The 2,370-nt window shown below is 67.4% G+C and carries 3 protein-coding genes; all 3 read right to left on the reverse strand.

Annotated features, from left to right (window positions below):
* On the reverse strand, nt 1-230 hold a 230-nt coding region (locus ACRDUX_RS36370), incomplete at its 3' end, for a PCRF domain-containing protein (protein WP_526421634.1).
* A 108-nt stretch (nt 231-338) separates the two neighbouring features.
* A complete protein-coding gene (gene rpmE, locus ACRDUX_RS36375; protein ID WP_526421636.1) occupies nt 339-578 on the reverse strand; it encodes a 50S ribosomal protein L31 in 240 nt (79 codons plus the stop codon).
* 152 nt (nt 579-730) lie between these two features.
* Complete coding sequence (gene fadD1, locus ACRDUX_RS36380; RefSeq protein ID WP_526421638.1) at nt 731-2,332, reverse strand: fatty-acid--CoA ligase FadD1; 1,602 nt, start codon at nt 2,330-2,332, stop codon at nt 731-733.
* Nucleotides 2,333-2,370: the final 38 nt, after the last annotated feature.

A 2,370-nucleotide genomic window follows, 5' to 3' on the forward strand; every position in this document is an offset into this window, starting at 1 on the left:
GCGAACGACGCATCCTCGGTCGCGAGTTCCCTTGCGGCTTCCAGATCACCGCGCGCGGTCTCCAACTTGCGGTGGGTGGACACGATCGGTGCCAGCTGCGCGAAGCGACGCCCTACCTTGCGGGCCGCGCCTGCGTCGGCGTGCAGCGCCGGGTCGGAGAGCTGGCGTTCGAGGTCGGCATGCTCGGCAACGAGCGCGTCGACCCTGGTGGCAGCGTCGGTGCCCGCCATCGTGCCTCCTCTACGAACGCATCGGGTTGTTGCTGTGCCGGACTGTCGCCAAAACGCAATCGGCGCTCGCCCGTCACGAATGCGACAGAACGAGCGCCGATCGGCTGACTACTTGTCGGCTGCGGTCTTCTCAGCAGCCCCGGCGCGCTTTCCGTAGCGCTTCTCGAAGCGAGCCACGCGGCCGCCGCTGTCGAGGATCTTCTGCTTGCCGGTGTAGAAGGGGTGGCACTGGGAGCAGACCTCGACCGTGATGTGGCCGCTCTCCTTGGTGCTGTGCGTCTGGAAGCTGTTGCCACAGCCACAGACCACGGTGGTCTCTACGTAATTGGGGTGAATACCCGATCTCATCTTGGTCCTCTTCGTTGGTTGGCCGCCGGGTCGCCTGAATTTCTGACCTGAGTCTTCAGACGTGAACCGGAACCGAGGTGTCGACGGTCGATTATGCCAGGTCAGCCGTCAGAGTCATAAACGTGCGACGACCCGGGCCTATTCCGCGGTGGTCAACGGTCCGCGGCCGGTACTGACGGGTGGACCGCCGCCTTGAAGAACGCGGTGCCGTCGCGCTTCCACACCGTTCGGCCCGTCGGGTCGACTCCCCTGGCGATCAGCTCACGCTTGAGGATCTTGTTGGTGGCCGTGCTCGGCAGGTCCTCGGCGATCCAGACGTAGCGGGGCCAGGCCTTCGGGGAGAGATCCCGCTGGGCCTTGAGGAACTCCTCGAATGCCGCGGGGCTCAGCTCGGCGTCGTCGCGCAGCACGATCGCGGCCATCACCTGGTCGCCGACGTATTCGTCGGGCACGGGGTAGACCGCCACCCGGCTGATCGCATTCAGCCTCAGCAGGATCCGCTCGATCGGCGCCGCGGTGAGGTTCTCCCCGTCGACCCGCATCCAGTCGGCGGTTCGGCCGGCGAGATAGATCCAGCCGTCGGCATCCCGGTAGGCGAGATCACCCGACCAGTACATTCCGTGGCGCACCCGCTGATCAGTGGCGCCGGGGTCGTTGTAATAACCGCGGAACAGCCCGCTGCCGCTGGTGTTGACCAACTCCCCCGTCGCCGCGTCCGCGTTGTGCAGCGCGCCCGTCTCGTCGAACTGCGCGACCTCACACTCGACGACGGTCTCTGGGTCGTAGATGGCGACGCCGGGGAAGCCCTTGCCGATCGAACCAGGTGGGCAATCGTCAGGCCGGGTGATGATCACGGCGGTCTCGGTCGAGCCGAAGCCGTCCCATACCGAGCAGCCGAAGCGGCGGCCGAATTCCTCGATGTCGCGGTCGGCGGCCTCGTTGCCGAACGCGATGCGCAACGGGTTCTGGTGATCGTCGGGCTGTTCGGCCGTCGCGAGGATGTAGGCCAGCGGCTTGCCCACGTAGTTCATGTACGTGGCCCCGTAGCGGCGGACGTCCTGGAGGAACCGCGACGCCGAGAAGGCCGCGGGAACCATGGCCGCCCCCGCACCGAGGGCGACGCTCCAGCCCGCGTACACCGCGTTCGAGTGGAACAGCGGCATCGCCAGGTAGCACACGTCGGCGGCGTTCAGGCCGTACCGCTCGACGAGCGCGGTCCCGGCGAAGAGCACCATCGCGTGGGGTACCTCGACCGCCTTGGGTTCACCGCTGGTGCCGGAGGTGAAGATCATCATGAACGTGTCGTCGGCAGCGACTTCGCGGTGCGGCACCAGCGGCGGAGCCGACGCGACCCGGTCCGTCCACGCGTCGGTCGACACGTCGATCACGGTGACCCCCGGCAGCTCGAGGCCGTCGAGCAGGTCGCGGTGGCCGGGGTCGGTCAGCACCATCTGACAATCGACCCTGGCGATGTCGCGGGCCAGGGCGTCACCCCGACGCGTGGTGTTGATACCGCACAGCACGTAACCGCCGAGTCCGGCGGCCGCGAGTGCGGTGAGCATGTCCGGGGTGTTGCCCATCAGCACCCCGACGTGCAGCGGTTTCGACGGATCCGCCGCGGCGACCACGGCCGCGGCCTGGGCACTCGCTGCGGCGATGTGCTCGCGCCACGTCCAGACCCGGTCGGCGTGCCTGACGGCAACCGAGTCGCTGTCAGATCTCGTCCGGAGCAACTGCTGGAGCGTGTCCGCCATCGTTGGCCCACCTCGGTCTCGAATGAACAGTACTTACA

Source organism: Mycobacterium sp., assembly GCF_050701675.1.
Classification (GTDB): domain Bacteria; phylum Actinomycetota; class Actinomycetes; order Mycobacteriales; family Mycobacteriaceae; genus Mycobacterium.